Source organism: Clostridium vitabionis (assembly GCF_015351765.1).
Taxonomy (GTDB): Bacteria; Bacillota; Clostridia; order Lachnospirales; family Lachnospiraceae; genus Clostridium_R; species Clostridium_R vitabionis.
Window position 1 is genome coordinate 405,206 of record NZ_JADKQA010000001.1, and the last position, 26,787, is coordinate 431,992.

Sequence of the window (26,787 nt, forward strand, 5' to 3'; positions counted from 1 at the left end):
ATATGTTGGTATATGACAAAAGTGGACCTTACGGTCAAGTTTGGGTGGCACCGCGGATTTTAGAAAATTCGTCCCAGATGCGTTCTGCGCATCTGGGATTTTTTTTGCGCAGAGCACTTAACAAGCTAAGCAAATTTGCTTTGCGTTTTCGAGAATTTTCATCCCGGTCCCGAACGCCGCGGTTCACGGAGAGAGCCCTGAGAGGCGAGGAGGAGTATGATGAAAAAGCAGATGGCAGCAGCAGTAGTGATCAGCGCGATGGCGGCGGTTTCCCTGGCGGGCTGCGGCGGTTCGGCAGCCAAGACAGCCGGCACGGCGGCAGCGGAGACGGCGGCGCAGGCAGCAGCCGGGTCTACGGCGGGGGAGAAGGCTTCCGCGGGCGCGGAGGGCGGCAAAACGTTCAAGGTCGGCATTGTCCAGTATATGGATCACCCGTCCTTGAACCAGATCGAGGAAAATATCGAGTCCGAGCTGGATAAGCTGTCCTCGGATACCGGGGTTGCCTATGATTACAAGAGCTATGTGAAAAATGGCCAGGGCGACGCGAGCACACTGAACCAGATTGCCTCCGACCTGATTGCGCAGGATGTCGATGTGCTTGTCCCGATCGCGACGCCGGCAGCGCAGATCTGCCAGTCGGCGGCGGAGGGGAAGAATCTGCCGATCGTATTTTCCGCGGTTTCCGACCCGGTCGGCGCGAAGCTGGTGAACTCTCTGGATGCGCCGGGCGCGAACATCACCGGGACCTCCGACCCGATCAATGTGGAGGCGCTGATCAACATGATCCTCGCGGTCAATCCGGACACCGACTATATCGGGCTTCTCTATTCCAAGAGTGAGGATTCCTCGACCAAGGCGATCGAGGACGCCAAGGCTTACCTGGACGAAAAAGGGATCAAATACATCGAGAAGACGGGAACAACGACGGACGAGGTAGCTTCCGCGGCGGACGCGCTTGTCGCCGAGGGCGTGGACGCGGTGTTCACCCCGACGGACAACACGATCCAGAAGGCGGAGCTGAGCATTTTTGAGAAATTCAACAAGGCAGGCATCCCGCACTATGCCGGAGCGGATTCCTTTGCGCTGAACGGCGCGTTCTGCGGCTTCGGAACGGATTTCGCCGAGCTCGGGCGGGTGACCGCGGACATGGTTGCCGATATTCTGGGCAATGGCGCCGATCCGGCATCCACCGCGGTCAAGGCGATGGACGACGGGATCGCGACGATCAACACCGACACCTGCGCGGAGCTTAAGCTGGATATCAATACCGTAAAGGACGCGGTCAAGCCGTTCTGCACCTCCGTCGAGGAGATTCAGACCCAGAAGGAATTTCAGAAGTAACGGGAAAAATAGTTTAGCAGTGAAGGAAGGATAAAACGTGGGCTTTTTAACGGCAGGAATTGTGGAGACAGCGCTGGAGGTCGGGCTGATCTATTCGCTGGTGGCGCTTTCCTTATTTATCAGTTTCAGCATCCTGGACATCTGCGACCTGTCCACGGACGGGTGCTATACGCTCGGATGTGCGGTCGGCGCGGTGGTGACCCTGGCGGGGCATCCGGTTCTCGCCCTGGTTGCCGCGATGCTGGCCGGTGTCTGCTCCGGCTTTGTGACGGCCGTGCTCCAGACCAAATTCGGGGTGCAGAGCATTCTTGCCGGCATTGTCGTGAATACCGGCCTTTACACGGTCAACCTGGCAGTCATGGGGTTTTCGTCGAACCTCTCCATCTTCGGGACGGATACGGTATTCAGCCTGATTGCCAAGGCAAATGCCTCCGCCTTCTGGCAGGAGTGGAGCGGGCTCATGTTCCTCGCGGTGCTCATCGCGGCGGCGGGCTTCCTGCTCAAGCAGTTTCTCGCCACCCGGCTCGGCCTCTCGATCCGGGCGACCGGAGACAGCCCGGCGATGGTCCGCGCTTCCTCGATCAACACCGCCTTCATGGTCACGGTCGGCCTCTGCGTGTCCAATTCGCTGACCGGTCTTGCCGGCGCGCTGATCGGGCAGTACAACAAGACCTGTGACATTAACCTCGGCACCGGCATGGTCACGATCGCCCTCGCGTCCCTGGTCATTGGGGAGAGCGTCACCGGAAAGAAGAAAATCGGCGTCCGCATCTTCGGCGTGATCCTGGGCTCCTGCTTCTACCGGCTGATCATCGCGGCAGCCCTGCGCCTCAACGTGCCGACGGAATTCTTCAAGCTGGTTTCGGCGGTGATCGTCGCCGTGGCGATCGCGGCGCCCCAGGTGAGGAAAATGGCTGCCTTAAGGCGCCAGAAGGCGCAGGCGGTGGCAGCGAGGAGAAAGCGGATGCAGGGAGGCACGGACTGATGCTGAAAATCACGAATATCCACAAGACCTTCAACCCGGGGACGGTGAATGAAAAGCGCGCGCTGGACGGCGTGACGCTCGACATGGAGGAGGGCGATTTCGCCACGATTGTCGGCTCGAACGGCGCCGGGAAATCAACGCTGTTTAACGCCATCGCCGGCACCTTCTTTGTCGATGACGGCGATATCGAGCTGGACGGCGAGGATATCACCTTTGTTCCGGAACACATCCGGAGCCGCTTTGTCGGCCGCCTCTTCCAGGATCCGCTCATGGGGACGGCACCGCACATGACGATCGAGGAAAATCTTGCTGTCGCCTATCTCCGGGCGTCCACGAGACGGCACGCCTATTTCAGCCGCATATCCCGGCGGGAAAAGGAATTGTTCCGGGAGAAGCTTTCCCTGCTGGATATGGGGCTGGAAGACCGGATGGAGCAGCCGGTCGGCCTGCTCTCCGGCGGCCAGCGCCAGGCGCTGACCCTGCTGATGGCGACCATCGTGACCCCGAAGCTGCTCCTTCTCGACGAGCACACGGCGGCGCTCGACCCGGCAACCGCGAAGAAAGTGCTGGATCTCACCGAGAGCATCGTCCGGGAGAGGAAAATCACCTGCCTGATGGTCACCCACAATATGAACCAGGCGATCGAGCTGGGCAATCGGACGCTTATGATGAGCGACGGCAGGATTGTCCTCGATGTCTCCGGAAAGGAGCGCAGGGGGATGACGGTGGACGATCTTCTGCACAAATTCGCGGAAGGCACGGGAGAGGCGATGGACAATGACCGGATTCTCCTGAGCACCGAGCAGGGGGTCTGATTTCTGTTTTGATGCCCGCTTTTCAGAAAAGGGAGGAGCCCCGCAGCGCCAGGATGGCGCTGCGGGGCTTCCTGTATCTTTAGATGCCCGGTTCAGTGATCCGCGAGTTTCAGAAGGTCGCTGTAGAAGCCGGGATAGGAGATATCGACGCAGGATGCGTCGCGGATGTCGGTCTCCCCGCTTGCCGCCATGGCGGCGACGGCGCAGGACATGGCAACCCGGTGGTCCTTGTGGCTGTCCACCGCCGCGCCACGGAGAGGGGATGAGGAAGCGCCGGCCGCCCCGTGGCCGCTGATGACCATGCCGTCCTCCGTGGGGGTGATGTCGGCGCCCATCGCGGAGAGAACCTCCGCCATGACCGCGATGCGGTCGGATTCCTTGACCTTGAGCTCAGCCGCGTCCCGGATGACGGTTGTCCCTTCCGCGAAGCAGGCGGCAGCCGCGATGACCGGGATTTCGTCGATCAGGGTGGGAATCTCGGCACCGCCGATTTCCGTGCCCCGGAGCGGCCCGTATTTTACGTGGAGATCCGCGACAGGCTCGCCGGAGCTGACCCGCGCATTTTCCACCGTGAGATCAGCGCCCATCCGCTGGAGGACATGGAGGATCCCGGCGCGGGTGGGGTTCACCCCGACATTCCGGATGAGGATCTCCGATCCCGGGACAATGCAGCCGGCAGCGAGAAAGTACGCCGCGGAGGAAATGTCCCCCGGGACGGTGATCTGCTGCGCGTGGAGCTCCTCCGCCGGGTGAATCGTGATTTCCGCGCTGCCATCCCCGAGAATCCTGGTCGAGAGTTCCGCGCCGAAGGCGGAGAGCATCCGCTCGCTGTGGTCACGCGAGAGTGCCGGCTCATGGACAGAGGTCTCCCCGTCAGCGTAGAGCCCGGCGAGGAGAATCGAGGATTTCACCTGCGCCGAGGCGACGGGGGAGGTATACCGGATCCCGTGGAGAGGCCTGCCGTCGATGATGAGGGGAGGGCATCCGTCCCCCCGCCCGCTCCGGATCTCCGCGCCCATGAGGCGCAGCGGGCGGATGATCCGGTTCATCGGGCGCTTATTCAGCGAGTCATCCCCGGAGAGCACCGTGCGGAAATCCTGGGCGGCGAGAATGCCGGAAATCAGGCGGGTTGTCGTGCCGCTGTTCCCGGTATCCAGATGGAGAACGCCGGAAGTGCTCCCGGCGGGGGAGAGGCCCCGAAGGCCTCTGCCTTCCACGGTCACCCGGTCGCCGGACTGTGTGATGGGAATTCCCATCGCGCGGAAGCATCCGATCGTGGACAGGCAGTCAGCTCCCGGAAGAAAGCCCTGAATCTCGGTCTTTCCCCGCGCAAGGGAGCCGAACATCACGGCGCGGTGGGATATGGATTTGTCTCCCGGCACGGTCACAGTGCCGGCGAGACGGGAAACTCTGTGAAATTTCATGACAATTTCTCCTGCGGATAGAACGGAAAGTCCCGGTCGGGGAAAATCTCCGGATCGGGGCCGGGTTTACGGCTGTGCGGGCTTACCCTCGCGGATTTCCTCAGGCAAGGGTTATCTCCGGAAAATTTTGTAGTTGTAGGAAGAGAGCCGCAGGGCGGCCTTTTCCATGCTCTCGCGGTCGTAGAAACTGATCTCCATCGCGCCCTCGCCCATTTCCCGGTTGTTGTTGATGCCGATATTCCGGATATTGATGCCGGCAACCGCGAGGATGGAGGAAATGATCGAGATGACACCGGGCTCGTCCACGCAGTCGACGGAGAACGAGAAATCGGGCATGATCGAGCCGCGGTGCATGTCCGGGAAGGAGTTGCGGTAGTCGCGCGAGCGGCTGAACAGCTCGAAGACTGCGCCCTCCTGGCGGTTCGCGAGGCGGTTCCTGAGCTCAGCCAGCGATGCGATGTAGCGGTCGGTGATGTCCACGATATTGTCGGTGTTGGTCATGCAGATCTGTTCCCACATGACCGGCGAGGATGAGGCGATGCGGGTGAGATCCTTGAAGCCGCCGGCAGCCAGCGTCTTCATCAGCTGGTCGGCGGTATCGCTGTCGTGCACCAGGTTAACCAGGGTCGCGGCGATGAGGTGCGGGAGATGGCTGATCGCGGCAACAATCCGGTCGTGGCGGTGATAATCGATCACCATCGGGATGGCGCCGATGGCCTTCGCGACGTCCCGCAGGCGCCCGGTCAGCTCCGGAGGCGTCTCCGGCGTCGGCGTGATGATATAGTAGGCATTCTCGAGAAGATGATCCGTCGAATTTTCGTATCCGGTTTTTTCCGATCCCGCCATCGGGTGGCCGCCGGCAAATACCGGGTTCATGCCCAGTTTTTCGACCGTCCGGTGGACGCTCTCCTTCGTGCTCCCGACGTCGGTGACCAGAGCCCCCTTCTTGAGCAGCGGGCGGATGTCCTCGAGATACATTTCGTTGAATTCTACCGGGGTGCACAGGAAAATAATGTCGCAGGCAGCGAGGCGGCTGTCCTCCGCGCTGTCCAGAATGTCATCGACTACCCCGTCGTTCTTCGCCTGCTCGAGTTTGCTGCGGGTGCGCATATAAGCCATAATGCGGATATTCCGGTTGTCGCGTTTGAGCCCCCGGGCGATCGAGCCGCCGATCAGGCCGAGGCCGATAAATCCGGCTGTGATAGTTTCCATGTCCGACCATCCTTCCTGGAAATGTCTGTATTGTCCGGTAAAACTTGTTTGCCTCATCTTAAAACAAGTTCGCGGGCATGTCAACGATTTAATACTTTCAACCATTAAAACAATAAACGAACGGAAGAAAAATGCTGCAGCCCCGGGGACGAAAGTGGTCCGGTCGCACTCGAGTTCCCGGCGTCGCTCCGGAGGATTCTCTCGGAGGGCTGACCGGGGCTGCCTGTCCGGGGTCTTCGGCGTCGCGGGCCGTGCCGGTTTTGCCGGAAGGCAGATCGCCGAAAAATCCGCCGCGGCAGAAACAATTTAAATGCAGAATTTCATAGAATTTCCCCTATAATTGTGAATGATAGTGAAAATACCTTGAATTAAAGCCGGTATTCCTGTACAATATACACAGATTATCATTTTACTCACAGGAGGAAAGTCTATGAACGTGTACGGCACTAGTCAGATCCGAAATGTGGCTTTACTTGGCCACGGCGGTTCCGGAAAAACCACCGTGGCTGAAGCGCTCGCTTATGTTACCGGGGTAACCAAGCGAATGGGCAGTGTTCCGGAAGGAAGCACCATCAGTGATTTCGATAAAGAAGAGATCAAGAGACAGTTCTCCATTTCCACTTCCCTGATTCCGATCGAGTACAAGGGGGAGAACGGGCCGATCAAGGTGAATATTCTGGATACGCCGGGATATTTCGATTTTGTCGGCGAGGTCGAGGAAGCTCTGAGTGCCGCTGACGCCGCCGTGATCGTGGTTAACTGCAAGGCGGGCATCGAGCCGGGCACCATCCGTGCGTGGAATCTCTGCGAGAAGCTGAATATGCCCCGCCTGTTCTTCGTGACGAATATGGATGACGACCAGGCCAGCTTCCGCGAGCTGCTCCTGAAGCTGGAGAAGCAGTTCGGCAGAAAGATCGCCCCGTTCCAGGTTCCGATCCGTGAGAATGAGAAGTTTGTCGGCTTCGTCAACGTGGTCAAGATGAAGGGCCGCCGTTTTACGAAGCTGTCGGATTACGAGGAATGTGAGATTCCGGAATATACGAAGAAAAACCTCGGGATCGCCAGGGACGCCCTGATCGAGGCTGTCGCGGAGACCAGTGAGGAATATATGGAGCGGTATTTCGGCGGCGAGGAGTTTACCGAGGAGGAGGTCTCCGCGGCGCTCCGCCAGTTTGTCAGCAGCGGGGACATGGTTCCGGTCATCATGGGGTCCGGCGTCAATGCCCAGGGCTTCAACTACCTGCTCCAGGCGATCGACAAATATTTCCCGTCGCCGGCTGCGCTGGAAGCCACCGGTACGGATGTCTCCAACGGTGAGCTCTTTGTCACAAAGTATAACGACGAGGCGGCGAGAAGCTGCAAGGTCTTCAAGACCGTCGTCGATCCGTTTATCGGCAGATACACGCTGCTGAAGGTCATCACCGGAACCCTGCGCCCGGATACCTCGATCTACAATATGACCCGGGACGCCGATGAGAAGATTGCCAAGCTCTATATCCTCCGGGGCAAGGAAGCGATCGAGGTTCCGGAGCTGCATGCCGGCGATATCGGCGCGGTGGCGAAGCTCACGGTGACGGAAACCGGGGATACCATGTCCGCGAAGGATGCGAGAATCTCCTACGATATGGTGGAGATCTCAAAGCCGTACACGTATAAAGCCTACGCGGCGAAGACCAAGGGTGATGAGGATAAGATTTCCACCGCTCTCGGGAGAATCATGGAGGAGGATCTGACGATCCGCACGGTCAATGACGCGGAGAACCGTCAGTCACTGATCTATGGGATCGGCGACCAGCAGCTGGATGTCGTGGTCAGCCGCCTGAAGGAGGAGTACAAGGTTGAGGTTGAACTCGCGAAGCCGAAATTCGCTTTCCGCGAGACGATCCGCAAGAAGGTGGTCAAGCAGGGCAAGTACAAGAAGCAGTCCGGCGGACACGGCCAGTACGGCGATGTCAAGATGGAATTCTCGCCGTCCGGCGACCTGGATACGCCGTATGTGTTTGAGGAGCAGGTCTTTGGCGGAGCTGTGCCGAAGAACTATTTCCCGGCTGTTGAGAAGGGCATCGCCGAGTGCGTGCAGAAGGGACCGCTGGCCGGATACCCGGTGGTCGGAATCAAGGCGGTGCTTCTGGACGGCTCCTATCATCCGGTGGACTCCTCCGAGCTCGCGTTTAAGATGGCCGCGACGCTCGCCTTCAAGGCTGCTTTTATGGAGGCGAATCCGGTTCTCCTTGAGCCCATCGCTTCCCTCATGGTGACTGTGCCGAATGAGTTTGCCGGCGATATCATGGGCGACCTCAACCGCCGCAGGGGCAGGGTCCTCGGCATGAACGCGAACCACGACAATACCCAGACCATCAATGCGGACATTCCGATGTCCGAGCTTTACGGCTACTGCACCGACCTGCGCTCGATGACCGGCGGGCTCGGAGATTTCTCCTATACCTTCAGCCGCTATGAGCAGGCGCCCGGCGATGTCCAGAAGCGTGAGGTTGAGGCGAGGGCAGCGGAGCTGGCAGAGTAAAGGCACGGATTTTCCGGATAAAGCCGGAACATTCAGAAAAAAACGGAATTTTCCGCAGAGAGCATGGCTTTCCGCCTGTGTTTCCGGGAGCTGCCGCAGATTTCGAGGGGGGATCTGCGGCGGCTCCCTTTTCGGCGTACCTCCTGTTTAATAAGACTTACATTTGTTCCAAAATCATGCTACAATAGAAGCGGAGGTGAGACTAGATGCAGACTGGAGATTTTGTCGTTCACAGAAGCGGCATGGTGTGCAGGATCGAGAGTATCGAGAATCTGAACCTGACCGGCACAGAGAGATCATACGTCGTCCTGGCGCCAGTGAGAAACCTGATGGAAAAGATTTATGTTCCGGAGACGAAGGCCGAACAACAGCTGCGTCCGGCGATGTCCAGGGAGGAAGCGCTTTCCCTGCTGGATCGTTTGAAAGACATTCAGCCACTCACGATCCGGAACGAAAGGCAGAGGGAACAGGAGTACAAGGACGCCTTCGACGTTCATTCCTACGACAGTATTGTCAGCATCGAGAAGGAACTCTACCGGAGAAAACAGCACCGTCTCAAGATGGGGAAGAAGCTTCCGGTTCGCGATGAGCAGATGATGTCGACGGTGGAAAAGACCCTGACGGAGGCATTTGCCGTTGCGCTGGACACCAAGCCGGAGAAGGTGCACGACCTGATCCGGGAGCGCCTTGCGGGGCAGAAGAAGTGACGCCGGGGTTCCGTGACGGACAGGGGAAACCGCGGGCCGGGGCAGCAGCCGCCGGGGAAGCGGGAGCATCGCGGGCACCGCGCGGTGAAGTGATTGACAGCAGTCCTTTCCTGTGATAAGTTTAGGTTTGAATTGCAGTAAAGGGGACGCGAATATCGCGTGAATGAGAGTGGTACCGCGCAAGGCCATGTTGCTCTGCGTCTCTTGACAGGGAGGCGCGGGGCTTTTCTTATGTTCTGGCAGCATCATTCAAATAAGGAGAGAAGATCATGAAGTACAATTTTCAGCGCATCGAGCCGAAATGGCAGAAAGCCTGGGATGACGCAAAGGCTTTTCAGGCGGTAGATTTCGACAAAAAGCCCAAGTGGTACGGCCTGGTGGAATTCCCATACCCATCCGGCGCGGGCATGCATGTCGGCCATATCAAGGCATACTCCAGCATTGAGGTGATTTCCCGGAAAAGAAGAATGCAGGGCTACAATGTCCTGTTCCCGATGGGGTTTGATTCCTTCGGCCTCCCGGCGGAGAACTACGCGATCAAGACCAACACCCATCCCCACATCATCACCGAGAAAAACATCAAGCATTTTACCGAGCAGCTGAAAAGCGTCGGCTTCTCGATCGACTGGAGCCGCGAGTTCGCGACCTCCCGTCCGGATTACTATAAATGGACTCAGTGGATTTTCCTGAAGCTGTTCGAGCACGGCCTTGTCTTCCGCGCGAAGACGCTGGTCAATTACTGCCCGCACTGCAAGGTCGTTCTCTCCAACGAGGACAGCCAGGGCGGGAAATGCGATATCTGCCACACGGATGTCATCCAGCTGCCGAAGGATGTGTGGTATCTCCGGATCACCCAGTACGCCGACAAGCTTCTCGACGGCCTGGATACAGTGGACTATCCGGATTCCATCAAGCAGCAGGAGGTTGCCTGGATCGGCAAATCCACCGGCGCCTTTGTGAACTTCGCGGTTGCCGGGACGGACGACAAGCTGGAAATCTATACCACCCGCTGTGATACCCTGTTCGGGGTCAGCTTCATGGTGGTGGCGCCGGAGCACCCGATCCTGGACAAATACAAGGATCGTATCAGCAACTGGGCCGAGGTGGAGAAATACCGCGAGGAGTGCGCGAAGAAGTCGGAATTTGAGCGCACACAGCTTTCCAAGGATAAGACCGGCGTCCGCATCGAGGGCCTTACCGCCGTCGATCCGGTGAACGAGAAGGAGATCCCGATCTTCATCGCCGATTATGTCATGATGGGCTACGGTACCGGCGCGATCATGGCGGTGCCTGCGCACGACCAGAGAGACTACGATTTCGCGAAGAAGTTCGGCTGCGAGATTCTCCCGGTCATCGAGGGCGGGGACATCGCGAAGGAGGCCTACACCGGCGATGGGAAAATGATCAATTCCGGCTTCCTTGACGGGATGACCAACAAGAAGGATTCCATCGCGAAGATGCTGGAGTACCTGGAGGAGAAGGGCATCGGCCACAAGGGGGTCCAGTACAAGATGAAGGACTGGGCGTTCAACCGCCAGAGATACTGGGGCGAGCCGATCCCGCTGATCCACTGCCCGAAGTGCGGTACCGTCGCGGTTCCCGAGGAGGAGCTGCCGCTGACGCTCCCGGAGGTGGAGAATTTCGAGCCGGGAACGGACGGACAGTCGCCGCTCGCGAAGATTCCATCCTTTGTCAACTGCACCTGCCCGAAGTGCGGCGGCCCGGCGAAGCGCGAGACCGACACGATGCCCCAGTGGGCGGGCTCGAGCTGGTATTTCCTCCGGTTCTGCGATCCGCACAACGACAAGGCATTTGCCGACAGGAAGAAGATCGATTACTGGATGCCGGTTGACCACTATAACGGCGGCATGGAGCACGTGACCCGCCATCTGCTCTATTCCCGGTTCTGGCACCACTTCCTCTATGACATCGGCCTTGTGAACACGCCGGAGCCCTACGCCAAGAGAACCTACCAGGGCATGATCCTGGGCAAGGACGGCGAGAAGATGTCCAAGTCTAAGGGAAATGTCGTTGACCCGGTGGACATCGTCCGGGAATACGGCGCCGACACGCTCCGCACCTATGTGCTTTTCATGGGCGACTACGCATCCGCGGCACCGTGGAGTGACGACACGGTGAAGGGCTGCAAGCGCTTCCTTGACCGTGTGGCGGCCCTGACCGACATCGCGTCCGCGGAGAAGGAGGACCCGGAGCTTGAGTCCAAGCTACACAAGACCATCAAGAAGGTGTCCGAGGACATCGAGGCGATGAAGTTCAACACGGCGATCGCAGCGATGATGACCCTGCTCAATGATTTTGTGAAGGCAGGAAAGATCACGAAGAACGACCTTCTGACCTTTATCAAGCTGCTCAGCCCGTTTGCCCCGCACATCTGCGAGGAAATCTGGCAGTTTGAGGGCATGAACCCGGACGGGAAGACGTTCTGCACGCTCTCCGCATGGCCGGAGTACGACGAGGAGAAGACGAAGGACGATATTGTCGAGATCGGTGTCCAGGTCAATGGAAAGGTCCGCGGCACGATCACCATCGCCGTCGACTGCCCGCGCGAGGAGGCTGTCGCGATGGCGAAGGATGAGGAGAACGTCCGGAAGTTTATCGAGGGCAAGAAGATCATTAAGGAAATCTACATTCCGGGGAAGATTGTCAATATCGTTGCCCGGTAAGGATCACCGAGAGGGGCGGGCAGCCCGGCATCCCGCGGGATGCCGGGCTGCCCGCCGGTGTATACAGGAACTGTGAGGGGAGACTTCGATGAGAAAATTTGTCTATTACGCGCCGACAGAGATTGTCTTCGGACCCGGGGAGTGGGTGAAGACCGCAGCGGAAATCCGGAAATTCGGCGGGAGCCGGGTGTTTATGATTTACGGAGGGCATTCTGCAGTCAAAAGCGGCCTCATCGGCCGGCTGACAGAAAATCTGGAGGAGGCAGGCCTTACGGTCTTGGCTTCCGGCGGCGTTGTGCCGAACCCGTGCCTCAGTACGGCGGAGCAGATGAGGGGAGAGGCCGTGAAATTCGGCGCGGACTTTATCCTGGCTGTCGGCGGCGGCAGCGTGATCGATACCGCCAAGGCGGTGGCGCACGGGGCTTGCGCGCCTGAGGTTCCGATCTGGGATTTCTGGATGAAGAAGGCGGAGATTACACGGAGCCTCCCGATCGGCACGGTGCTCACCATCGCGGCGGCCGGGAGCGAGACCAGCGATTCCGCGGTCATCACGAACGACCTGGTGGATCCGCCGACGAAGCGCGGCATCACTACCGATTTCAACCGCTGCCGCTTTGCCGTCATGGATCCCGAGCTGACGATGACGCTGCCGGTGTGGCAGATCGGCGCCGGCGCGGCGGATATCTTCATGCACACCTCCGAGCGCTTCTTTACCACGATTCTCGGCAATCACCTGACGGATGAGATCGCCGGCGGGCTGTTCCGGGACATCCTGAAATATGGGCCGATCGGGGTCAGGGATCCGAAGAACTACGAGGCGATGAGCGAGATTATGTGGTGCGGGAGCATTTCCCACGTCGGGCTGACCGGCCTCGGGGCCAGGGGCGACACCAGCCGGGACGGCGACTGGGCCTGCCACCAGCTGGGCATGGCGATGTCCGCCATCGGGGACTATACCCACGGGGCCACGCTCACGGCGGTCTGGGGCACCTGGGCGAGATATGTCATGCACGAGAACATCAGCCGGTTTGCGGAATTTGCCCGCATGACGTACGGGATCACCGCGGAAGACCCGGAGAAGGCCGCGGAGGAAGGCATCACGAGGACGGAGGAGTTCTTCCGCGCGCTCGGCATGCCCACCTCGCTGACCGGGCTCATGGGCCACAAGCCGGACGAGAAGGAGCTTCATGCCTTCACCGACGAGTGCTCCTACGGGCACACGCGGACGATCGGCACATTCAAGGTACTGGACGACAGGGATATGCTGGAGATTTACCGGAGAGCGGAATAACCGTTTCGCCGGATACGCGGGCCGCGGGCGGCTCCGGGGCACGGATGCCCGGGAGCGGGAAAACCGAAGACAGCGTCACCGGATTTTGAAGGATTTCCATTTTTCGCCGCGGCAGCGGGAGACGGAGACCAGGCAGGCGAGCACCCAGGCCGGCGGCATGCTGAGAAAATAGCAGCGCCAGGAGACCGGGGTCAGGGCGAGGACGAAGGAGAGCCCGAGGCGCACCGCGAGGTTCGTGAGTGTTGCGAGCGCCGGTGTCCGCACATCCCCGGCGCCCTGGAGGAAGCCGTTGCTCACGTCCATGATCGTGTTGACCCAGACGAAGAGCATCAGCAGGTCCAGGTGCTCCCGGCCGCGCCGGAGCGCCTCCCCGGAAATGCCGAACAGGCCGAGGAGCCGGGTATCGTTAAAGAGGATCAGGAGACTTAACACCGCGCAGAGAAGGACGCCCATCCGGATGGAGATATGCCAGCCTTCCTTTGCGCGGTGAAATTTTCCCGCGCCGACATTCTGTCCGGTGAAGGCGGCGAGGGCGGCGTTGAAGCTCTGGGAGGGAATGTGGGAAAAATTCTCGATCTTTCCCATGGCGCTGTATCCCTCGATGCTGGCGGCGCCGAAGGAGTTGATGAGCCGCTGGAGAATGATGAAGCAGACCGAGGTCACGGAGCTCTGCAGGGCGATGGGGATGCTGAGCCGCATGAGCAGGCGGGCCTTCGCGAGAATCCGGTCCCGGCGGAGCCCGCGGAGGGAGCGGAACTGCGGATACCGTTTCCGGAGATAGCGCATGCTCGCTGCCGCCGCCCCGGCCTCGGCCGCCACGGTCGCCGCCGCTGCGCCGGCAACCCCGAGCGGGATCCGGACCACGAGAAGAAGGTCCAGGAAGACGTTCAGCAGCGCGGAGACGAGGAGGAACAGCATAGCCCCGGAGGAATCCCCGTGTGCCCGGAGCAGCCCGTAGGTGGTATTGTAGAGATACTGGAAAATGCCCCCGCCGGCGATAATGAGGAAGTAGAGCCGGCTTGTCGCCTGCATCTCCTCCGGTGCTTTCAGGAAGCCGCGGATCAGCGGATCCGCGAAGAGGACGCAGAGCGCGAAGACCAGGACTGACAGCAGGGCGGAGAGGAGATACCCCGCGGCGGCGGTTTCCCGGATGTCCTCCTTCTTCTCCGCGCCGAAGAACTGGGCGGCGGCGATGCCGAGCCCTGTCCCCAGGGAGGTGCAGAGTGTGGTGAGGAGCCAGACGGCCGAGCCCACGAGGCCGACGGCGCCGAGAGCCGTGCCGCCGATGAAGTTGCCGATGATCAGGCTGTCGGTCATCGTGTAGGTCACCTGGAGGAGGTTCGATCCCATGACCGGGAGCGCGAACGCCAGAATTTCCTCACGGACAGGGCCGGAAGTCATATCCTTCTGCATGATGATTCTCCTTTTTTGCTGATCAGACACCAATATCTCCATTATATCACCCGCCAGATGCCCTGGAAAGGCGGCTTTCCCGCGGCCTTGACGCGCCGCGCCGCCGCATTGTAAAATGTATCCGTTTATTGTGTGGTTTTTACGGGGACATACCATCCGGGGAGCTTGCGGGGAGGTGAAGTCATGGAACATCCGGGGAAGGTTCTTCTCAGCGGCATCGCCGCGGCGGGCATGGCTGCCATCGCCCGTTCAGAGTATGAGCGGCGGCACTTCGTCACGAACCGCCAGATCGTCAGTTCGCCGAAAATCCGCCGGGAGAGGAACCTGGTCTTCCTCTCGGATCTCCATGAGAATGTCTATCCGTCGGGGGAACCCGGGCAGATGGACCGCCTGAGCCAGGAGATCCGCGGGATTTCCCCGGACGCCGTGCTGATCGGCGGGGACATGATCATCATGCATCCCGGAAGGCCGTGCCGCTCCCGGCGGACGCTCGAGCTTCTGGCAAACCTGGCGGGGCTCTGCCCGGTGTATTACGCGGATGGAAACCATGAGGACCGCCTGGACCAGGGCATTGCCCCGGACGGGTGCTTCCGCGACCCCTTCCTTCGGGAAATCGCCCGGCTCGGCGCGGTCTATCTCCGCGACAGGAGCGTGAACCTGTTCCCGGATGTCAGGCTTTCCGCCTGTACCATTCCGGAGCAGCTCTACCGGTGCCGCTTCCGGCTGCCGGTGATGGAGGCGGATTACCTGGAACAGCGGCTGGGGCAGGCGGCCCGGGACCGGTATCAGATCCTGCTCATGCATTCGCCGCAGTTTTTCCGGAACGCTGCAGGATGGGGGGCGGATCTCACGCTGTCGGGGCATTTTCACGGCGGCACGATCCGGATTCCGGGGCTCGGCGGGCTCATGACGCCGCAAATGCAGTTTTTCCGGCCGGAGTGCGCCGGGCGGTTTACGCGGGACGGGAAGACGATGATCGTGAGCCGCGGCCTCGGCACGCACTCGGTCAATATCCGGCTGAACAACCGCCCGGAGCTCTTGTGGATTACCCTTAAGCCCGGACGGGAGGAGGAAGCTGCCCGGACGGGGGACGGCACAGCCCGCCTGCGCGGGGCAAGGACGCGGTGAAGCATGGAGATTTCATTTAAACTGGAGAAATTCGAGGGGCCGCTGGATCTTCTCCTCAGGCTGATCGAAAAAAATAAAATTGATATTTTTGATATTCCCATCGAGACGATCACAGACCAGTATCTGGACTATGTGCGGCAGATGGGGACGGAGGACCTGGATGTCCTCTCAGACTTCCTGGTGATGGCGGCGACGCTGCTGGACATTAAGTCGAGAATGCTTCTTCCGCCGGAGGAGAGCGAGGAGGCTGAGGAGGAGGGCGATCCCCGGGAGGAGCTCGTCCGCCGCCTCCTGGAGTATAAGATGTACCGGTATCTCTCCAGGGAGCTTCTGCTCTGTGAGGAGAAAGCCGCCCCGCGGGTTTTCCGAAACCCCTCGATCCCGAAGCCGGTGGCGCGCTATGTCCCGCCGGTCAACCTGGATGAGATGCTCAAAGGGCTGACCGCGGAAGAGCTCGGTGACCTTTACCGCCAGCTCCTGCGCCGGAGGGCGAGCCGGATTGATCCGGTGCGCAGCGGCTTCGGGACGATCCGGCGGGAGCCGGTGAGCCTCGAGGAGACGGTCGGCGCGGTGATGCGATTCGCCCGCCGACAGAGGCATTTTACCTTCCGGCAGGCTGTCCGGGAGGGCGGGAAATCGGACCGTATCCATGTCGTGGTCGCTTTTCTTGCCATGCTTGAGCTGATGAAGGTCGGGAAAATCCGGCTGACGCAGGATAAGCTGTTTGACGATATGGAGATTGAGACGATTGAGCCGGAAGGTGCAGCCGAGGAGGTCAATCTGGAAGAAATGGATGATTTTGCGGATGAATGATGAGAAATTTCTGGCGCATGCCGCCGAGGCGGTGCTTTTTTCCATGGGGGAACCGGTGGATCCCGGGCAGCTTGCCGCGGCGTTGGAATGCGGGCGCGCCGACGCCGTGCGCATTGTCCGAGAGCTCAAGGACGAGTACGACCTTGAGGAGCGCGGCGTGCAGATCCTGGAAATCGGCGGCAAGTACCAGCTCTGTACCCGGGAAAAATATTATGAGGCGCTGATCCGCGTGGTGAAGGTTCCGAAGAAGCCGGTGCTGACGGATGTCCTCCGGGAGACCCTTGCCATCGTGGCCAACCGGCAGCCGGTCACGCGCCTGGAGATTGAGAAAATCCGCGGCGTGAAATCCGATCATGCCGTCAACCGGCTGATCGAGTACGACCTCATCTGCGAGGTTGGCCGCCTGGAGGCGCCGGGAAGGCCTGCCCTGTTCGGCACAACAGAAGAATTTCTCCGGCGGTTCGGCCTTCCGTCCGAGAAGGAACTCCCGAAGGTGCCGGAGGAGGAGATCTCCCGGTTCAAGGGGGAGGCAGCGAGAGAAGTCCGGCTGGACGATCCGGGGACGAACCCGGCGGCCGGGGAGGAGGAGAACCATGAAGATTAAGATCCGCTATCAGAACCCCGAGATAAAAAAGCTGGAGTACATTGACGGCAGGTCGGACTGGATCGACCTGCGCGCGGCGGAGGATGTCACCCTGAAGAAAGGGGAGTTCCGGCTGATCCCGCTCGGAGTCGCCATGCAGCTTCCGCAAGGCTATGAGGCTCATGTCGTGCCGAGAAGCAGTACCTACAAGAATTTCGGAATCATCCAGGCAAACTCGATGGGGGTCATCGACGAGAGCTATTGCGGGGATGAGGACTGGTGGTATTTCCCCGCGCTCGCCGTCCGGGATACGGAGATCAGGACCGGTGACCGCATTTGCCAGTTCCGCGTCATGGAGCATCAGCCCAACATCGAGTTTGAGGAGGCCGGCCGCCTGGGCAATGCGAACCGCGGCGGTTTCGGCAGTACAGGAAAGAATTGAGAGGAAGAAAATTGAAAAGAATTCGGATTGCCGCCGCGGCGCTGCTCTTCTCGGCAGTACTCGCCGCAAGCGGCTGCGGGGTGTCGAAGGAAGCCAGGCAGGACCGCTCTGCCGGTATCGTGAAGATGAATAACGGGGAGTTCTCCGGCGCGGTGGAGAGCTTCCGCGCCGCGTACAATAAGACGGGAAAACTGTCCGCCGGCTTCCGGAAGGATGTCCTCAAATATCTGTCGGAGGCTGAGTTCCGGGGCGGAGATTACCAGGGCGCCGCGGACACCTATGACGAGCTCATCCGGATTGACGGCGGGAAGCCCGAGTACTGGTTTTTCCGCGCCGCCGCGGAGGCAGGGCTCGGCAACGCGGATGAGGCCAGGAAGAACTTTGCGAGCGGCCGCGAGAAGGGAAACGCGGACACCCCCGGGGCGGAGATCGCGCTTTCGGCCATCGCCTCTGTCCTGGAGGATAAGGGCGACTACGACAGCCTCTCCGCCCTTGCCAGCGACCTGCTCGGTTCAGGATGGACAAACCCGGAGGTGTATAACATCCAGGGGATCGTCGCGGCGGATCAGGAAGATGATGACGGCGCGGCGGAGGCATTTCAGAAAGCCCAGGAGGCGGTAAAGGATAATACGCCGGCCCAGGTGGTGGCGGAGGTCCGGAGAAATCAGGGGGCACTCGCCGAGAAACAGGGCGATTTCGAGGGGGCGCTCGCCATTTTCCGGGAAGTGCTCAAGAATTACGGCGGGGATGAGAACCTGAAAAAGGAGATTATCTTCCTGAAAACCCGGGTCGGGGATACCACGGAGGATGATTTCAGCGGCATTGTGGAGGAGGAAACCGCCGAATCCGGGAAGGAGCCTGCGGAGAGCACATCTGCGGCGGAGAGCACATCTGCGGCGGAGAGCACGTCCGCGGCGAAGGGCACGTCCGCGGCGGAGAGCACATCCGCGGCGAAGGGCGTATCCGCATCCGCAAAGGCGGAATCCTCCGGAGGAAATTGAGATGATTGAGACCGAAGAAAAGAGGGAGCGCGTGGTGCTCTTTGCCGTCTCCACGCGGCCGGATGACGACACGGAGGCTTCCCTGGATGAGCTCGCAGAGCTCTGTGATACGGCCGGGGCGGATGCCGCCGGCCGCCTTGTCCAGAATCTGGAGACGGCGAGCCCGGCCACTTATCTCGGCAAGGGCAAGGTGGAAGAACTGAAGGCGCTGGTTCTCGCCTCCGGGGCGGACGGCGTGGTCTGTGATGATGAGCTCACCCCGGCGCAGCTCAGGAACCTCGAGGATGCCCTTGAGGTCAAGGTGATGGACCGGACGATGGTGATCCTCGACATTTTTGCCGCCCACGCCGTGACCAGCGAGGGGAAAATCCAGGTTGAGCTCGCCCAGCTCCGCTACCGGGCGATCCGTCTCTCCGGCTTCCGCGATTACCTGTCCCGCCAGGGCGGCGGCATCGGGACCCGCGGACCGGGCGAGAAGAAGCTCGAGGTTGACCGCCGCCGGATTCACGAGCGGATCGGGCAGCTGAAATCGGAGCTGCGCGAGGTGGAAAGGCACCGTGAGGTGACCCGACGCCAGCGGAAGAAGGACTATGCCCTCTCCGCGGCGATTGTCGGGTATACGAACGCGGGCAAATCCACCCTGCTGAACACCCTGACCGGTGCGGGGGTGCTTGCGGAGAATAAGCTGTTCGCGACGCTTGACCCCACCACCCGGAGCCTCAGGCTTCCGGGCGGACAGAATGTGCTTCTCACGGACACGGTCGGCTTTATCCGGAAGCTCCCCCACAACCTGGTGGAGGCTTTCCGCAGCACCCTCGAGGAGGCAAAATACAGTGACATCATCATCCACGTGGCGGATGTGACGAACCCGAGGGTCGAGCTGGAAATGCAGGTGGTCTACGAGACGCTCCGGGATCTGGGCATTGGCGACCGGCCGGTCATCACGGTCTTTAATAAGACAGACCGGCCCGGCGCGCCTATGGTCATCAAGGATCTCCGGGCTGACTATACGGTGCGCCTCTCCGCGAAGACCGGGGAGGGCGTTCCGGAGCTTCTGGACATCCTGGCGATGATCATCCGGGACCGGCGGGTTTACCTCGAGGAGAGGTATGACTACCGGGAGGCGGGAACGGTCGGCCGGATCAGGAAGTACGGGCAGATGCTCAGCGAGGAATACCGGGACGACGGCATTTATGTGAAGGCTTACGTCCCGGCGGAGCTGTTCGGGGAGTTTCTCGCACACGGGCTGGGCAATGACAGCCGGGGCAAGGAAGAAAACTGAAAAAGGCGGCATGCTCCGCCGCAGAACAAATCTTCCGCTGTCCGGGGATCTCGGGCATGGCGGAAAAGAGGGGAATTGGAAAAGGATATGGAAAGAGAAAAATTTTCGTCGCGGCTCGGCTTCATCCTGATCTCCGCGGGCTGCGCCATCGGGCTCGGCAACGTCTGGCGTTTTCCTTATATTGTCGGCCAGTATGGGGGAGCGGCCTTTGTGCTGATCTATATCTGCTGCCTGCTGCTTCTCGGTCTGCCGATCATCGTCATGGAGTTTGCGGTGGGACGGGCAAGCCGGAAGAGCGCGGCGCTGTCCTTTGACGTGCTGGAACCTGCGGGAAGCCGGTGGCATCTGGAAAAGTGGTTTGCGATGGCCGGCAATTACCTGCTTATGATGTACTATACGACGATCACAGGCTGGCTTCTGTACTATTTTGTAAAAATGGCCCGCGGAGATTTCGCCGGCCTTGACGCGGACGGCGTCTCCGGGGAGTTTTCCGCCATGCTGGGAAAGCCTGCCACCATGGCCGCTTTTATGGTTCTCGCGGTGGTTCTCGGCTTCCTGGTCTGCGCGCGGGGGCTGCAGGACGGCGTCGAGAAGATCACAAAAGTGATGATGGTCTGCCTGCTGTTCCTGATGATCATCCTCGCCGTGCACTCCCTGACGATCCCCGGAGGCGGGCCCGGGCTCGCCTTCTATCTCAAACCGGATTTCTCCAAAATCCGCGAGGCGGGCTGGGGGACGGTCCTGTTCGCCGCGCTCGGGCAGTCGTTTTTCACCCTGAGCATCGGCATCGGCGCCATGGCGATCTTCGGCAGCTACATCGGGCGGGAGAGAAGGCTGGCCGGGGAGGCGGTGAATGTCCTCGTCCTCGACACCTTTGTCGCCTTCATGGCCGGCCTCATCATTTTCCCGGCGTGCTTCGCGTACGGGGTTGCGCCGTCCCAGGGGCCGTCGCTGATCTTTGTCACGCTGCCCAATGTCTTCAACCACATGGCGATGGGGAGAGTCTGGGGAAGCGCGTTTTTCCTGTTCATGTCCTTTGCCGCCATGTCGACGGTGATCGCGGTTTTCCAGAACATCGTGGCCTTTGCGGGCGACCTTACCGGGTGCAGCGCGAAGAAAGCGGCCATCATCAACTGTCCCATTGTGATCCTGCTTTCCCTGCCCTGCCTTCTGGGCTACAATGTCCTGTCGTTCCTCCAGCCCTTCGGCGCGGGGAGCACGGTGCTCGATTTCGAGGATTTCCTGGTCAGCAATAACCTTCTTCCCCTGGGCAGTCTGGTCTACCTGCTGTTCTGCGTGTCCCGCCGGGGCTGGGGGTACGGGAATTTCCTCAGGGAGGCCAATGCCGGAAAAGGCCTTGCCTTCCCGGAGGGAAAGGGTGTGCGGTTCTATGTGGCCTGGGTCTGCCCGCTGCTGCTTCTCTATGTCTTCGCGCAGGGGTATTTCTCATTCTTCGCGGGATAAGCGGTGTGCGCCTGTGACGTACAGGGCATGGCTCCTGCCGGGACAGGGAGACCCGGAATGTGTATATTTTGAGCAGGCAAATCAATTTTAAGCTGAAGAAAAGCGGTTCGGGGAGAGAATTCCCGGACCGCTTTTGTTGCTTTCAGATTGCACACAAATTAGAACAAGGATTTGTTATTTTATAAACACTTTAGTAATTGTTAATAAATCACTTCCATGTTATACTAGCAAACGGTAAAAAGTGCCCTATTGCACAGTCCTTTGGAGGGTTGGGATCTGTGCACCGGGCAAAATCAACACAGGTAGAAAGAAGGTTTAATTGATGGGTTTGGCTACATTTAAAGGCGGCGTGCATCCGTATGAGGGAAAAGAGCTCTCTCAGGACAGACCGATCAGTGTTCTTGCACCGCTTCCCGGTGAGGAGATGGTGTTCCCGCTGTCTCAGCACATTGGCGCACCTGCAAAACCGCTGGTAAAGGTCGGCGACCGCGTCCTTAAGGGACAGATCATCGCAGAGCCCGGAGGTTTCATCTCCGCAAATGTCCTCAGTTCCGTATCCGGCACGGTCAAGAAAATTGAGCCGAGGCTGGTTGCCAACGGGGCGATGGTGAATTCCATTATCGTGGAGAATGACGGCAAGGAAGAAGCCATCGAGCACTTTGGGGAGGATCGCGACTATACGAAGCTCTCCAAGGAGGAGATTGTCCAGATCGTCAAGGATGCCGGGATCACCGGCCTCGGCGGTGCGGGCTTTCCGACGCATGTTAAGCTCGCCCCGAAGAATCCGGACGGCATTGACTATGTCATTGTCAACGGCGCGGAGTGCGAGCCGTACCTGACTAGCGATTACCGCTTGATGATGGAGCAGCCGGAGAAGATTGTCGGCGGCTTAAAGGTTATGCTTGCGCTGTTCGATAACGCGAAGGGTGTTATCGGCATCGAGAATAACAAGCCGGAGGCAATCAAGAAGCTGAGCGAGCTGGTCAAGGATGAACCGCGCATCGAGGTATGTGAGCTGCTGACGAAATACCCTCAGGGTGGCGAGCGTACGCTGATCAAGGCGGTCACCGGCAGAGAGATCAATTCCGGGAAGCTCCCGGCGGACGCGGGCTGCATCGTCGACAACACCGATACGGTGGTATCGATCTACAACGCGGTCTGCAAGACGACTCCGCTGATCCGCAAGATCATCACGGTCACCGGCGACGCGGTCACCACACCGCAGAACTTTGAGGTCCGCCTCGGCACCTGCTATAAGAGGCTGGTTGAGGCAGCCGGCGGTTTCAAGACCCAGCCGGAGAAGATGCTTTCCGGCGGCCCGATGATGGGCCAGGCCCTGTTCTCTATCGATTTCCCGGTAGCTAAGACTTCGTCCGCCCTGACCTGCTTTACCAAGGACGAGATCGCGGCTAACGCCCCGACACCGTGCATCCGCTGCGGTCGCTGCGTGGATGTATGTCCGGAGCACCTGGTTCCGCAGATGATGATGACGGTCTCCGAGCGTCAGGATATGGAAGGCTTCGTTGCCCTGAACGGCATGGAGTGCGTCGAGTGCGGTTCCTGCGCGTTTATCTGCCCGGCACATCGTCCGCTGACGCAGGCATTCAAGCAGATGCGCAAGGCCGTCGCCGCTGCGCGGAGAAAAAAGAAGTAATCGGGAGGACGAGAGAAAATGGAAAATATGTTTAATGTTTCGTCGTCACCGCATGTCAAGAGCAAGGTGTCTACACGGACGCTGATGCTCGACGTGGTGATTGCCATGATTCCGACCTCAGTATACGGAATCGTTCATTTCGGCCTGAACTCCCTGATCGTCCTCATCGCTACGGTCATCGCCTGTGTTCTCTCCGAATATATCTATGAAAAGGCCATGCACAAGCCGGTCACCATCTCCGACATGAGCGCGGTTGTCACCGGCATGATCCTCGCGCTGAATATGCCCCCGCAGATCCCGGCCTGGGTTCCGGTTCTCGGCGGCGTCTTCGCGATCATCGTGGTTAAGCAGCTGTACGGCGGCCTCGGCCAGAACTTCATGAACCCGGCGCTGGCGGCAAGATGCTTCCTGCTTATCTCCTTCGCCGGCCTGATGAACAATTTCTCCTGCGCGAAGATCGGCTTTGATACCGTATCCGGCGCTACCCCTCTCGCCGCGGCGAGAGGCGGAGATATGGCCACCTACACGCTGGGACAGCTCTTCGTCGGAGCCACCCCGGGAACCATCGGTGAGACCTCCGCAGTCTGCCTGCTGGCCGGCGGCATTTACATGATTGTCCGCAAGGTCATCAGCCCGAAGATCCCGCTGATCTATATCGGTTCCTTCGCCGTGTTCATGTTCCTGTTCGGCGGCTTCAACGCCGGCTATGTGCTGTATGAGGTTCTCGCCGGCGGCCTGATCTTCGGCGCGTTCTTCATGGCGACCGATTATGTCACCAGCCCGATCACCCCGAAGGGGCAGGTCGTTTACGGCATTATCCTCGGATTTATCACCTCGATCTTCCGTCTGCGCGGTGCTTCACCGGAAGGCGTATCCTACGCGATCATCCTGAGCAACCTGCTCGTTCCGCTGATTGAGCGCTGGACACTTCCGCAGACATTCGGCATCGAGAAAGCCAAGAAGGAGGCGAAGAAGGCATGAATAAGTCTATTGTCCATGACGCCCTGGTTCTCTTCCTGATTACGCTGATCGCCGGCTTGGCTCTTGGTGCGGCAAATGCTGTCACCTCCGGCCCGATCGCGGAAGCAGAGCAGAAAGAGAAAGAGGAAACCTATCAGTCTGTATTTTCCGAAGCCTCCGAGTTCACGGAGGTTGACGGCCTGGAAGACCTGATTGCCAAGACGGAGTCCGGTCTTGCTGAGCAGGGATTCGGGAATGTTACCGTCAATGACGCACTCACCGCGAAGGACGCTTCCGGCAAGGAACTCGGCTATGTGGTCGTTGCCACTTCCGGGGACGGCTACAAGGGAGATATCGAGGTTGCGGTCGGGATCACCGAGGACAAGAAGATCACCGGTATCGGCTTTGTCAGCATCGACGAGACCCCGGGTCTTGGTATGAAGGCAAAGGATCCGGAGTTTAAGGATCAGTTTAATGATAAGGCAGCGGATACGCTTGAGCTTGTCAAGACCGATCCGTCCGCGGATAACCAGATCAAGGCAATCAGCGGCGCAACCTTCAGTTCCAAGGCAACCACAGCGGCAGTCAATACGGCAGTTTACTTTGCCAACAATGCGCTGCTGAAGTGACAGGGGAGGCGTCGAAATGAATAAATACGCAGAAAGAATTTATAATGGTTTATGGAAGGAAAACCCGACGCTGGTGCAGATGCTGGGCCTCTGCCCGACACTGGCCGTCTCCACGGCAGCGATCAACGGCGTCGGCATGGGCCTTTCCTCCACAGCGGTTCTGGTTCTCTCGAACCTGCTGATTTCGGCCCTGCGGAATGTGATTCCTGACCGTGTCCGCCTGCCCGGAGAGATTGTTGTTGTCGCCTCCCTGGTCACCGTCGTGGATATGCTGATGCATGCCTACACACCGGCCCTCTATGCGGCTCTCGGCATCTACATCCCGCTGATCGTTGTTAACTGCATCATCCTCGGCCGCGCTGAGGCATTTGCCATGAAGAACCCGCCGCTGCTGTCCCTGTTCGACGGCCTCGGCATGGGTCTTGGCTTCACCGTAGCGCTGACCGTCCTCGGTGCGATCCGTGAGCTCCTCGGCGCCGGCACGGTATTCGGTGTCCAGGTACTTCCGAGCAGCTACACTCCGATTTCCATCTTTATTCTGGCTCCCGGCGCGTTCTTCGTGATCGCTATCCTCTGCGCGATCCAGAACAAGCTGAAGTTCCCGAGCGCGACGAATGTCCGCGAGGACGGGATGACCGGCGACAATATGGCGGTCATCGGCTTCATGAAGCACGAGGGCAGTGAAGCTGCCAAGACAGAGTAAGGAGGAGAGTTCAGATGAAAGAATTGCTTATTCTTGCGATCAGCTCCGCGCTGGTCAGCAACGTCGTTCTGAGCCGGTTCCTCGGAATCTGCTCCTTCGTCGGTGTATCCAAGAGCCTCAACAACTCTGCCGGCATGGGCGGCGCCGTTATCTTCGTTATTTTTATCGCCTCGATCGTGGCGCACATTCTCTATGCCGCGGTTCTGGTTCCGCTTGGTCTTGAATATCTGAGAACCATCGTCTTCATCCTGGTCATCGCGGCCCTGGTTCAGATCGTCGAGATGTTCATGAAGAAGAACATGCCTGCCCTGTACAACGCCCTGGGCATTTATCTGCCGCTGATCACAACAAACTGCGCCGTTCTCGGCGTGGCGATCGACAACGCGAGCAAGGGCTACAATTTTGCGCAGAGTATTGTCTATGGTTTAGGTACCGCCATCGGTTACGCGATTTCCATCTGCCTTCTGGCTGGAATTCGTGAACGCCTGGATGGCAATGATGTACCGTACAGCTTCCAGGGAATGCCGATCGTACTGATTACCGCCTGCCTGATGGCAATCGCGTTCTTCGGTTTCTCCGGACTCAAGATGTAAAGGGAGGCAAGGAAAATGGGAACGACAATGATTATCACCTCGACCGCGGTTGTCGCCATCGTCGGGATTGTCGTCGGCATCTGCCTTGGTCTTTTCGGTGAGAAGTTCAAGGTTGAGGTTGACGAGAGGGAAGCTGCCGTCCGTGCCGCACTCCCGGGCAATAACTGCGGTGCCTGCGGTTTTGCGGGCTGCGACGCCATGGCGAAGGCCATTGCTTCCGGCCAGGCTCCGGTCAACGGATGCCCGGTCGGCGGTGATCCGGTCGGCAGGGAAGTCGCCCAGATCATGGGTGTGACTGCCGAAGCCGCGGAGAAGAATGTTGCCTATGTGAAATGCAGGGGCTACTGCGGCAAGGCGAAGGTTCAGTATAACTATTCCGGCCTCAAGGACTGCCGGATGGCTTCCGTGGTTCCGGGTGCTGGTGACAAGGCCTGCACCTACGGCTGCATGGGCTACGGCACCTGTGTGACGGTCTGTGAGTTTGATGCCATCCACGTGAAGGACGGTGTTGCGGTTGTCGACAAGGAGAAGTGCAAAGCCTGCGGCAAGTGCATTACTGCCTGCCCGCAGAACCTGATCGAGCTGGTTCCGTACAAGCAGAAGACTTTCGTCCAGTGCGAGAACAAGGACAAGGGGCCGAAGGTTATGAAGGTCTGCGACAACGGCTGCATCGGCTGCACGCTCTGCGTGAAGGCCTGCAAGTTTGACGCGATCCACATGGTCGGCGACCTTCCGGTGATCGACTACGCGAAGTGCAAGAATTGCGGCATGTGCGCGGCGGTCTGCCCGAAGAAGGTCATCCAGAACCCGAATGCCGACAAGCTCCGCGAGAACCTGGCAAAGAAGAAGGCCGAGGCGGCTGCTGCCGCGAAGGCCAAGGCTGCGGCGGCAAAGCCGGAGGCAAATGCCTGATTTCCCGAAGCTCACGAAATGAGGATTTTCAGAGGCTGCGGATCCCGAACGGGGTCTGCGGCTTCTTTGTCTTCCGGCGGAAAGCTGGGCAAATACTTTGCGCACATGGGCAGATTGTTGAAGAGACATACTAAAAAAAGCAGATATAACGATGAATTTCATCGCAAAGCTGAGAATATTTCCGAATAAGGCGGCAGGATATTTTATCCACATTTGGCGGATTTTCC

At 59.4% G+C, this 26,787-nt stretch carries 23 protein-coding genes and 1 other annotated feature (1 of these 24 running past the window's edge); of the genes, 20 read left to right on the plus strand and 3 right to left on the minus strand.

Going from position 1 to position 26,787, the window contains the following annotated elements; translation table 11 throughout:
* Positions 1-79 (plus strand) — a binding site (T-box leader); it begins 170 nt to the left of the window's first position.
* 140 nt (positions 80-219) lie between these two features.
* Genes ISF27_RS01755 through ISF27_RS01765 form a run of 3 tightly spaced genes read left to right on the plus strand, consistent with a single transcriptional unit; the run spans position 220 to position 3,141 of the window.
* Entirely contained in the window at positions 220-1,341 is a 1,122-nt protein-coding gene (locus ISF27_RS01755; RefSeq protein ID WP_194608542.1) for an ABC transporter substrate-binding protein, read from the plus strand.
* Positions 1,342-1,378: 37 nt separating this feature from the next.
* Complete coding sequence (locus tag ISF27_RS01760) at positions 1,379-2,326, plus strand: ABC transporter permease (protein ID WP_194608543.1); 948 nt, start codon at positions 1,379-1,381, stop codon at positions 2,324-2,326.
* Positions 2,326-3,141 (plus strand): ABC transporter ATP-binding protein, encoded by an 816-nt coding sequence (locus tag ISF27_RS01765; protein WP_194608544.1) that lies wholly within the window; start codon positions 2,326-2,328, stop codon positions 3,139-3,141. The genes ISF27_RS01760 and ISF27_RS01765 overlap by 1 nt, the downstream gene beginning before the upstream one ends.
* Before the next feature lie 92 nt (positions 3,142-3,233).
* Here the strand turns inward: ISF27_RS01765 and aroA are convergent, their stop codons facing one another.
* Together aroA and ISF27_RS01775 are read right to left on the minus strand one after the other, a co-directional pair.
* Positions 3,234-4,565, minus strand: a complete 1,332-nt coding sequence (aroA, locus tag ISF27_RS01770) for a 3-phosphoshikimate 1-carboxyvinyltransferase (RefSeq protein ID WP_194608545.1) — start codon at positions 4,563-4,565, stop codon at positions 3,234-3,236.
* A gap of 111 nt (positions 4,566-4,676) precedes the next feature.
* On the minus strand, positions 4,677-5,777 hold the full coding sequence (locus ISF27_RS01775) for a prephenate dehydrogenase (protein WP_194608546.1): 1,101 nt from the start codon (positions 5,775-5,777) through the stop codon (positions 4,677-4,679).
* 430 nt (positions 5,778-6,207) lie between these two features.
* Between ISF27_RS01775 and ISF27_RS01780 the strand changes: the two genes are divergently transcribed.
* The 4 genes from ISF27_RS01780 to ISF27_RS01795 all read left to right on the plus strand — a co-directional run bounded on the left by ISF27_RS01780 (position 6,208) and on the right by ISF27_RS01795 (position 12,983).
* The gene (locus ISF27_RS01780; RefSeq protein WP_194608547.1) at positions 6,208-8,301 is read left to right on the plus strand and encodes an elongation factor G; all 2,094 of its coding nucleotides are present in this window, start codon (positions 6,208-6,210) and stop codon (positions 8,299-8,301) included.
* Positions 8,302-8,507: 206 nt separating this feature from the next.
* Positions 8,508-9,008: a CarD family transcriptional regulator gene (locus ISF27_RS01785; protein WP_194608548.1), complete on the plus strand. Its 501-nt coding sequence runs from the start codon at positions 8,508-8,510 to the stop codon at positions 9,006-9,008.
* A gap of 269 nt (positions 9,009-9,277) precedes the next feature.
* Positions 9,278-11,692 carry a leucine--tRNA ligase gene (gene leuS / locus ISF27_RS01790; RefSeq protein WP_194608549.1) on the plus strand — a complete coding sequence of 805 codons (2,415 nt, stop codon included), beginning with the start codon at positions 9,278-9,280 and terminating at the stop codon, positions 11,690-11,692.
* An 88-nt stretch (positions 11,693-11,780) separates the two neighbouring features.
* A complete protein-coding gene (locus tag ISF27_RS01795) occupies positions 11,781-12,983 on the plus strand; it encodes an iron-containing alcohol dehydrogenase (protein ID WP_194608551.1) in 1,203 nt (400 codons plus the stop codon).
* Positions 12,984-13,058: 75 nt separating this feature from the next.
* On the opposite strand, the gene ISF27_RS01800 is transcribed toward ISF27_RS01795, so the two are convergent.
* On the minus strand, positions 13,059-14,396 hold the full coding sequence (locus ISF27_RS01800; protein ID WP_194608553.1) for an MATE family efflux transporter: 1,338 nt from the start codon (positions 14,394-14,396) through the stop codon (positions 13,059-13,061).
* Positions 14,397-14,579: 183 nt separating this feature from the next.
* Between ISF27_RS01800 and ISF27_RS01805 the strand changes: the two genes are divergently transcribed.
* The 13 genes from ISF27_RS01805 to ISF27_RS01865 all read left to right on the plus strand — a co-directional run bounded on the left by ISF27_RS01805 (position 14,580) and on the right by ISF27_RS01865 (position 26,560).
* Positions 14,580-15,524 (plus strand): metallophosphoesterase, encoded by a 945-nt coding sequence (locus ISF27_RS01805; RefSeq protein WP_194608554.1) that lies wholly within the window; start codon positions 14,580-14,582, stop codon positions 15,522-15,524.
* Between the two features lie 3 nt (positions 15,525-15,527).
* Positions 15,528-16,337, plus strand: a complete 810-nt coding sequence (locus tag ISF27_RS01810; RefSeq protein ID WP_194608555.1) for a segregation and condensation protein A — start codon at positions 15,528-15,530, stop codon at positions 16,335-16,337.
* Positions 16,330-16,941 carry an SMC-Scp complex subunit ScpB gene (gene scpB / locus ISF27_RS01815; RefSeq protein WP_194608556.1) on the plus strand — a complete coding sequence of 204 codons (612 nt, stop codon included), beginning with the start codon at positions 16,330-16,332 and terminating at the stop codon, positions 16,939-16,941. The genes ISF27_RS01810 and scpB overlap by 8 nt, the downstream gene beginning before the upstream one ends.
* Positions 16,931-17,362 carry a dUTP diphosphatase gene (locus ISF27_RS01820; RefSeq protein WP_194608557.1) on the plus strand — a complete coding sequence of 144 codons (432 nt, stop codon included), beginning with the start codon at positions 16,931-16,933 and terminating at the stop codon, positions 17,360-17,362. The genes scpB and ISF27_RS01820 overlap by 11 nt, the downstream gene beginning before the upstream one ends.
* Positions 17,363-17,373: 11 nt before the next feature.
* On the plus strand, positions 17,374-18,363 hold the full coding sequence (locus tag ISF27_RS01825; RefSeq protein WP_194608558.1) for a tetratricopeptide repeat protein: 990 nt from the start codon (positions 17,374-17,376) through the stop codon (positions 18,361-18,363).
* 1 nt (position 18,364) lies between these two features.
* Entirely contained in the window at positions 18,365-19,645 is a 1,281-nt protein-coding gene (gene hflX / locus ISF27_RS01830; protein WP_194608559.1) for a GTPase HflX, read from the plus strand.
* Positions 19,646-19,732: 87 nt separating this feature from the next.
* Positions 19,733-21,109, plus strand: coding sequence for a sodium-dependent transporter (locus tag ISF27_RS01835; protein ID WP_194608560.1), 1,377 nt, complete (start codon positions 19,733-19,735; stop codon positions 21,107-21,109).
* A gap of 322 nt (positions 21,110-21,431) precedes the next feature.
* The gene (gene rsxC / locus ISF27_RS01840) at positions 21,432-22,763 is read left to right on the plus strand and encodes an electron transport complex subunit RsxC (protein ID WP_194609618.1); all 1,332 of its coding nucleotides are present in this window, start codon (positions 21,432-21,434) and stop codon (positions 22,761-22,763) included.
* 18 nt (positions 22,764-22,781) lie between these two features.
* Entirely contained in the window at positions 22,782-23,744 is a 963-nt protein-coding gene (locus tag ISF27_RS01845) for an RnfABCDGE type electron transport complex subunit D (protein WP_194608561.1), read from the plus strand.
* A complete protein-coding gene (locus tag ISF27_RS01850) occupies positions 23,741-24,352 on the plus strand; it encodes an RnfABCDGE type electron transport complex subunit G (protein WP_194608563.1) in 612 nt (203 codons plus the stop codon). The genes ISF27_RS01845 and ISF27_RS01850 overlap by 4 nt, the downstream gene beginning before the upstream one ends.
* 16 nt (positions 24,353-24,368) lie before the next feature.
* Positions 24,369-25,055 (plus strand): electron transport complex subunit RsxE, encoded by a 687-nt coding sequence (gene rsxE / locus ISF27_RS01855; protein ID WP_194608564.1) that lies wholly within the window; start codon positions 24,369-24,371, stop codon positions 25,053-25,055.
* Positions 25,056-25,069: 14 nt separating this feature from the next.
* Positions 25,070-25,648, plus strand: coding sequence for an electron transport complex protein RnfA (locus tag ISF27_RS01860; protein ID WP_194608567.1), 579 nt, complete (start codon positions 25,070-25,072; stop codon positions 25,646-25,648).
* Positions 25,649-25,663: 15 nt separating this feature from the next.
* Positions 25,664-26,560 carry an RnfABCDGE type electron transport complex subunit B gene (locus tag ISF27_RS01865; RefSeq protein WP_194608569.1) on the plus strand — a complete coding sequence of 299 codons (897 nt, stop codon included), beginning with the start codon at positions 25,664-25,666 and terminating at the stop codon, positions 26,558-26,560.
* The last annotated feature ends 227 nt before the right edge of the window (positions 26,561-26,787 follow it).

Excerpts from the sequence above, each read along its gene's own strand:
- ISF27_RS01755 (WP_194608542.1), top strand. The coding sequence starts at position 220 with ATGAAAAAGCAGATGGCAGCAGCAGTAGTGATCAGCGCGATGGCGGCG.
- ISF27_RS01765 (WP_194608544.1), top strand. The coding sequence starts at position 2,326 with ATGCTGAAAATCACGAATATCCACAAGACCTTCAACCCGGGGACGGTG.
- aroA (WP_194608545.1), bottom strand. The coding sequence starts at position 4,565 with ATGAAATTTCACAGAGTTTCCCGTCTCGCCGGCACTGTGACCGTGCCG.
- ISF27_RS01775 (WP_194608546.1), bottom strand. The coding sequence starts at position 5,777 with ATGGAAACTATCACAGCCGGATTTATCGGCCTCGGCCTGATCGGCGGC.
- ISF27_RS01780 (WP_194608547.1), top strand. The coding sequence starts at position 6,208 with ATGAACGTGTACGGCACTAGTCAGATCCGAAATGTGGCTTTACTTGGC.
- ISF27_RS01785 (WP_194608548.1), top strand. The coding sequence starts at position 8,508 with ATGCAGACTGGAGATTTTGTCGTTCACAGAAGCGGCATGGTGTGCAGG.
- leuS (WP_194608549.1), top strand. The coding sequence starts at position 9,278 with ATGAAGTACAATTTTCAGCGCATCGAGCCGAAATGGCAGAAAGCCTGG.
- ISF27_RS01795 (WP_194608551.1), top strand. The coding sequence starts at position 11,781 with ATGAGAAAATTTGTCTATTACGCGCCGACAGAGATTGTCTTCGGACCC.
- ISF27_RS01800 (WP_194608553.1), bottom strand. The coding sequence starts at position 14,396 with ATGCAGAAGGATATGACTTCCGGCCCTGTCCGTGAGGAAATTCTGGCG.
- ISF27_RS01805 (WP_194608554.1), top strand. The coding sequence starts at position 14,580 with ATGGAACATCCGGGGAAGGTTCTTCTCAGCGGCATCGCCGCGGCGGGC.
- ISF27_RS01810 (WP_194608555.1), top strand. The coding sequence starts at position 15,528 with ATGGAGATTTCATTTAAACTGGAGAAATTCGAGGGGCCGCTGGATCTT.
- scpB (WP_194608556.1), top strand. The coding sequence starts at position 16,330 with ATGAATGATGAGAAATTTCTGGCGCATGCCGCCGAGGCGGTGCTTTTT.
- ISF27_RS01820 (WP_194608557.1), top strand. The coding sequence starts at position 16,931 with ATGAAGATTAAGATCCGCTATCAGAACCCCGAGATAAAAAAGCTGGAG.
- hflX (WP_194608559.1), top strand. The coding sequence starts at position 18,365 with ATGATTGAGACCGAAGAAAAGAGGGAGCGCGTGGTGCTCTTTGCCGTC.
- ISF27_RS01835 (WP_194608560.1), top strand. The coding sequence starts at position 19,733 with ATGGAAAGAGAAAAATTTTCGTCGCGGCTCGGCTTCATCCTGATCTCC.
- rsxC (WP_194609618.1), top strand. The coding sequence starts at position 21,432 with ATGGGTTTGGCTACATTTAAAGGCGGCGTGCATCCGTATGAGGGAAAA.
- ISF27_RS01845 (WP_194608561.1), top strand. The coding sequence starts at position 22,782 with ATGGAAAATATGTTTAATGTTTCGTCGTCACCGCATGTCAAGAGCAAG.
- ISF27_RS01850 (WP_194608563.1), top strand. The coding sequence starts at position 23,741 with ATGAATAAGTCTATTGTCCATGACGCCCTGGTTCTCTTCCTGATTACG.
- rsxE (WP_194608564.1), top strand. The coding sequence starts at position 24,369 with ATGAATAAATACGCAGAAAGAATTTATAATGGTTTATGGAAGGAAAAC.
- ISF27_RS01860 (WP_194608567.1), top strand. The coding sequence starts at position 25,070 with ATGAAAGAATTGCTTATTCTTGCGATCAGCTCCGCGCTGGTCAGCAAC.
- ISF27_RS01865 (WP_194608569.1), top strand. The coding sequence starts at position 25,664 with ATGGGAACGACAATGATTATCACCTCGACCGCGGTTGTCGCCATCGTC.